We start from the raw sequence: 6,238 nt of genomic DNA on the forward strand, positions 1-6,238 counted from the left end.
TCAGGGGCGGCGGGCCGACGTCACGCGGTACACGTCGTACACGCCCTCCACGCCGCGTACGGCCTTCAGGACGTGCCCGAGGTGCTTGGGGTCGCCCATCTCGAAGGTGAAGCGGGAGGTGGCGACCCGGTCGCGGGACGTCTGGACGGCCGCGGACAGGATGTTGACGTGCTGGTCGGACAGGACACGGGTGACGTCCGACAGGAGCCGGGAGCGGTCCAGCGCCTCGACCTGGATGGCGACGAGGAACACCGACGACTGGGTGGGCGCCCACTCGACGTCGAGGATCCGCTCGGGCTGCTGCGCCAGCGAGTCGACGTTTACGCAGTCGGCGCGGTGAACCGATACGCCACTGCCGCGCGTGACGAAGCCGATGATCGGATCGCCGGGCACCGGGGTGCAGCAGCGGGCCAGCTTGACCCACACGTCCTCGACGCCCTTGACGACGACACCGGGGTCGGCCTTCGCGCGGCGCTTGCCGCGGCCGCGGGCGGGCGGCGCGGTCTCGGCGATGTCCTCGGTCGCCGCCTCCTCGCCGCCGAGCGCCTGCACCAGCTTCTGCACGATCGACTGGGCGGTGACGTGGCCCTCGCCGATCGCCGCGTACAGCGAGGAGATGTCGCTGTAGCGCATCTCGTGGGCGAGGGTGACCAGCGAGTCGCCGGTGAGGATACGCTGGATCGGCAGGTTCTGCTTGCGCATCGCGCGGGCGATGGCGTCCTTGCCCTGCTCGATCGCCTCGTCGCGGCGCTCCTTGGAGAACCAGGCGCGGATCTTGTTGCGGGCGCGGGGCGACTTGACGAAGCCGAGCCAGTCGCGGGAGGGGCCGGCGCCGGCGGCCTTGGAGGTGAAGACCTCCACCAGGTCGCCGTTGTCGAGGGTCGACTCGAGCGGGACGAGCCGCCCGTTGACCCGGGCCCCTATGGTGCGGTGGCCGACCTCGGTGTGGACGGCGTACGCGAAGTCGACGGGGGTGGCGCCGGCGGGCAGCGCTATGACGTCACCCTTGGGGGTGAAGACGAAGACCTCGTTGCGCGAGAGGTCGAAGCGCAGGGACTCCAGGAACTCGCTGGGGTCCTCGGTCTCCTTCTGCCAGTCGAGGAGCTGGCGCAGCCACGCCATGTCGTTGACGTGGTCGTCCTTGCCGGCCTTCTTCGGCACGTCGGTGCGCACCTTGGAGGCGCCGGCGACGGCGTCCTGCTTGTACTTCCAGTGCGCGGCGATGCCGTACTCGGCGCGGCGGTGCATGTCGAACGTGCGGATCTGCAGTTCGACGGGCTTGCCGTTGGGGCCGATGACCGTCGTGTGGAGCGACTGGTACATGTTGAACTTCGGCATCGCGATGTAGTCCTTGAACCGGCCGGGGACCGGGTTCCACCGCGCGTGGACGGTGCCGAGCGCCGCGTAGCAGTCGCGGACCGTGTCGACGAGGACGCGGATGCCCACCAGGTCGTAGATCTCCGCGAAGTCGCGGCCACGGACGATCATCTTCTGGTAGACGCTGTAGTAGTGCTTGGGGCGGCCGGTGACGGTGGCCTTGATGCGGGCGGCGCGCAGGTCCGCCTGGACCTCGTCGGTCACTATGGCGAGGTACTCGTCCCGCTTGGGGGCGCGCTCGGCGACGAGGCGGACGATCTCGTCGTACATCTTGGGGTAGAGGATCGCGAAGGCGAGGTCCTCCAGCTCCCACTTGATGGTGTTCATGCCCAGGCGGTGGGCGAGCGGCGCGTAGATCTCCAGGGTCTCGCGGGCCTTCTTCTCCTGCTTCTCCCGCTTGAGGTAGCGCATCGTGCGCATGTTGTGCAGGCGGTCGGCGAGCTTGATGACCAGGACGCGGGGGTCCTTCGCCATGGCGACGACCATCTTGCGGACGGTCTCGGCCTGGGCGGCCTCGCCGAACTTGACCTTGTCGAGCTTGGTGACGCCGTCGACCAGGAGGGCGACCTGGTCGCCGAAGTCGCGGCGGAGGTCCTCCAGACCGTACTCGGTGTCCTCGACCGTGTCGTGGAGGAGGCCCGCCATCAGCGTCGCCGGGTCCATGCCTAGCTCGGCGAGGATGGTGGTGACGGCGAGGGGGTGCGTGATGTACGGGTCGCCGCTCTTGCGCTTCTGACCGCGGTGCCAGCGCTCGGCGACCTGGTAGGCGTACTCGATCTGGCGGAGAGTAGCCGTTTCGATCTTCGGATCGTTGCTCCGCACTATCCGCAGCAGCGGCTCCAGGACCGGGTTGTACGGCGAGGAGCGCTGCACGCCGAGGCGGGCGAGGCGGGCCCGGACGCGGTTGGAGGAGCCGACGGCGCGGGCCGCGGCGGGCGGGGCCGGCTTGGGCGCCGCGCCGGGGGCGGGTTGGGCGGCGCGGGGCGGGGCCGCGGGGGCCGGTGTGGCGTCGGGGGCCTTGGTCGGCGCGTCCTGCCCGGTCGGCGGCGTGGCGGAGGAAGCCGCGGCCTGGTCGGCCCGCTGATCGGGGGTCGCGGCGGAGAGTGGCTGGGCCTCGTCTGGCAAGGGCGCTCCTCGGGCGGGTCCGGGTCCCCCGGTGAGGCCCGGAAATCCCATGGTATCCACCTCGGGCGTCCCACTCGCCCCGGGCGGGACAGGCGTCAACGCGGAACGGGCACCCGGTGTTCCCGGATGCCCGTCCCGTACGTTTTCGGCCGTTCGGCCGGAGCCCGTCAAAGCGTGATCAACGCCTCCAGCGGGGCGCCCCGCAGGGCGGGCTCCAGGCGGGCGCGGCCCTCCAGGAAGCCCAGCTCCATGAGGACGGCGACACCGGCGACCTCGGCTCCCGCCCGGCGGATGAGCTCCAGCGACGCCTCGGCCGTGCCGCCGGTGGCGAGGACGTCGTCGATGACGAGGACCCGGTCGCCCGGGGCCAGGTCCTCGGCGTGGACCTCGATCTCGGCCGTGCCGTACTCCAGCTCGTACGCCTGCCGGAGCGTGGCACCGGGCAGCTTGCCGGCCTTGCGGACCGGGATGAACCCGACCCCCGCGCGGACCGCGACGGGGGCGGCGAGGATGAACCCGCGCGCCTCCAGGCCGACGATCTTCGTCGCCCCGAAGCGTACGCACAGCTCGGCGAGGGCGCCGGTGAGCGCGGCGAACGCCTCCGGGTCCGCCAGCAGCGGCGTGATGTCCTTGAAGACGACGCCGGGCTTGGGGTGGTCGGGGACGTCCCGGATCCGGCTGAGCAGGAGCTCCCGGGTGGCGGTCGCGGTCATCGGCGGTTCTCCGTGGAACGGCCGCGGCGGCCGCGCGGACCGACGACGCCGCCGGCCGTGGCGGCGCCCTCGGGCACCTCGGTGAACGCCTCGCCGTCCTGCTCCGGGTCGTCCTTCGACGCGGACGCGGCGCGCTTGGCGAGAACGCGCCTGCGCAGCGCCTTCATCTGCGGGTCGCGCTCCTTGAGGTCCGCGACGAGCGGCGTGGCGATGAAGATCGACGAGTAGGCGCCGGCGGCGAGGCCGACGAACAGCGACAGCGAGATGTCGTTGAGCATGCCCGCGCCGAGGAAGCCGCCGCCGATGAACAGCAGGCCGGCGACCGGCAGGAGCGCCACGACGGTGGTGTTGATCGAGCGGACCAGCGTGCCGTTGAGGCTGCGGTTGGCGATCTCGCTGTACGTGTAGCGGGTCTGCTTGGTGATGTCCTTCGAGCTCTCCTTCAGACCGTCGAAGACGACGACCGTGTCGTAGAGGGAGTAGCCGAGGATGGTGAGCAGACCGATCACGGTGCCCGGCGTGACCTCGAAGCCGACGAGCGCGTACACGCCGACGGTGATGGTGAGGTCGTGGACGAGGGCGATGAGCGCGGCGAGCGCCATGCGCCACTCGAAGGCGATCGCCAGGTAGACGACGACCAGGATCATGAAGACGCCGAGGCCGGTCCACGCCTTGTTGGCGATCTGCTCGCCCCAGCTGGGGCCGACCAGTTCGGCGGTGATGTCCTTCACGGGGACGTCGATGCCGGTGGCGATGTCGTCCTTGAGGGAGTTGGCCGCCTTGGTGTCCAGACCGGACACCTGGATGCGCAGGCCGCCCGTGCCGAGCTCCTGGACGATCGCGTCGTGCCCGGCGGCGTCCTCGGCGATCTCCTCCGCCTTGGAGGCGGACACCGTGGTCTCGGGCGTCGTGTAGACGGCGCCGCCCTTGAACTCGATGCCCATGTTGAGGCCGCGCACGCCCAGGCCGACGATGGCGGTGATCGTGATCAGGATCGAGACGCCGTACCAGAGCATCCGCTTGGCGACGAAGTCGTAGCCGACCTCACCGCGGTAGAGACGGGCGCCGAGATTTCCGAGTCGCGACATCTCACGCCTCCTTCGGTTCGGTCGGGACGGATACGCGGCGGGTGCGGCGCAGCGGCGGCTGGGCACCGAGCCGCTTCGGGTCCAGGCCGGACCACGGGTGCTGGCCGCCGAAGAACTTGCCGCGCGCCAGGATCGTCATCAGCGGCTTGGTGAAGAAGAACACCACGACGACGTCGAGGAGCGTGGTCAGGCCGAGCGTGAACGCGAAGCCCTGCACCTTGCCGACGGTGACGATGAACAGCACCGCGGCGGCCAGGAACGACACGAAGTCGGAGACGAGGATCGTGCGGCGGGCGCGCGGCCAGGCGCGCTCGATGGCCGGGCGCAGCGTGCGGCCCTCGCGGATCTCGTCGCGGATGCGCTCGAAGTACACGATGAACGAGTCGGCGGTGATGCCGATCGCGACGATCGCGCCGCAGACGGCGGGCAGGTTCAGCGCGAAGCCGATGGCCGGGCCGAGCAGCGACATGATCGTGTACGTGAGGACGGCGGAGGCGCCCAGCGACAGGATCGCGATGAGCGACAGGCCGCGGTAGTACGCCACCAGGTAGATCACGACGAGGGCGAGGCCGATCGCGCCGGCGATCAGGCCGGCCCGCAGCTGCTCGCCGCCGAGGGCGGCGGTGACGGTGGTGACGGACTGCTCCTCGAAGGAGAGCGGCAGCGCGCCGTACGACAGGACGTTGCCGAGGTCCTGGGCGGACTTCTGGTCGAAGCTGCCGGAGATCTCCGCCTGGCCGCCGGGGATCGCGGCGTTCACGGAGGGGGCGGAGACCACCTCGCCGTCGAGGACGATCGCGAACTGGTTCTGCGGCGCGGGCTGCGTGGCGAGCCGGCCGGTGATCGCGGCGAACTTCTTGGCGCCCTTGCCGCTGAACTCCAGCTGGACGATCCACTGGCCGCGCTGCGGGTCGAGGACGCCCTGGGCGTCGTCGACGTCCCTGCCGTCCACCTCGGACGGGCCGAGCAGGTACTTCTCCCACACGCCCCCGTTCAGGCCGCAGGCCACGGCGGACTCGGTGGGCTTGACGGCCTTGGTGGCCGCGCGCTGCTTCGGGTCGGCGCAGTTCAGCGCGGCGAACTTGGCCTGGAGGTCGGCGTCCGCGGCCGGGTCGGTGCTCGGCGAGACCGCCGGGGCGGGCAGCTGGGAGCCGCTGGGGCTCGGCGCGGCGGAGGCGCTGCCGGAGGCGCTGGGGCTGGGGGCCTTCTTCAGCGCGTCGGTGAGGGCACGGCCCTGCGTGGTGGCGCTCGCCGAGGGGGCGGTGGCCTTGTCGCCGCCGGTGGCGGAGGCGGAGGCGGAGGGCTTCGGCGACGCGCCCGCGGAGGGGGCGGCGGAGGGGCTGCCGGAAGCGGAGGGCGTCGGCGCCGCGGGCTCGCTCATCGCGACGGACATGACCGGGCGGAAGTACAGCTGGGCGGTCGTGCCCACCTGCTGGCGCGCCTGCTCCTCGTCGGTCCCCTTGGGGATGTTGACGATGATGTTCTCGGTGCCCTGCTTCTGGACCTCGGCCTCCTGGACGCCGAGACCGTTGACGCGACGCTCGATGATGCCGATCGCCGTGTTCATGTTGGTCTCGTTGACGGCGTCTTCCTTGCCGGGCTCGGCCTTCGCCTTGAGCGTGATGGTCGTGCCACCCGCGAGGTCGATGCCGAGGCGCGGCGTGGTGTGACCGGACCAGAACATGCCGCCGGTGAGCGCGACCATCGCGATCAGGATCAAGGCCAGGGCACGCCCCGGCCTCCCCTGGCCCCCCGACGGCCTTCTGCCCTTCTTCGGTGCTGCCACCTTGTCGTATCTCCCTGTCCAACCGCCCCGCGCCGGGTGTGCGCGGGGCGGCCACGAAGTGTGTGTGGGGACCTGCCCCCGCAGATGCAGATGTGGCGCGAATCCGGGGATCGCCGGGCGCCCGCGGGCGCCCGGCGATCCCCGTGCCC

4 protein-coding genes are annotated in these 6,238 nt (G+C 71.3%); all 4 read right to left on the reverse strand.

Annotated features, from left to right (window positions below; genetic code table 11):
• The 4 genes from RND61_RS30590 to secD all read right to left on the reverse strand — a co-directional run bounded on the left by RND61_RS30590 (window position 1) and on the right by secD (window position 6,089).
• Complete coding sequence (locus tag RND61_RS30590) at window positions 1–2,502, reverse strand: RelA/SpoT family protein (protein ID WP_315881418.1); 2,502 nt, start codon at window positions 2,500–2,502, stop codon at window positions 1–3.
• A gap of 167 nt (window positions 2,503–2,669) precedes the next feature.
• Window positions 2,670–3,215: an adenine phosphoribosyltransferase gene (locus RND61_RS30595; protein WP_315881419.1), complete on the reverse strand. Its 546-nt coding sequence runs from the start codon at window positions 3,213–3,215 to the stop codon at window positions 2,670–2,672.
• Window positions 3,212–4,303, reverse strand: a complete 1,092-nt coding sequence (secF, locus tag RND61_RS30600) for a protein translocase subunit SecF (protein WP_315881420.1) — start codon at window positions 4,301–4,303, stop codon at window positions 3,212–3,214. Before secF ends, RND61_RS30595 begins: the two co-directional genes overlap by 4 nt.
• Window position 4,304: 1 nt before the next feature.
• Window positions 4,305–6,089 (reverse strand): protein translocase subunit SecD, encoded by a 1,785-nt coding sequence (secD, locus tag RND61_RS30605; RefSeq protein ID WP_315881421.1) that lies wholly within the window; start codon window positions 6,087–6,089, stop codon window positions 4,305–4,307.
• Window positions 6,090–6,238 lie beyond the last annotated feature (149 nt).

It is taken from the genome of Streptomyces tamarix (assembly GCF_032423885.1).
GTDB classification, from domain to species: Bacteria; Actinomycetota; Actinomycetes; order Streptomycetales; family Streptomycetaceae; genus Streptomyces; species Streptomyces tamarix.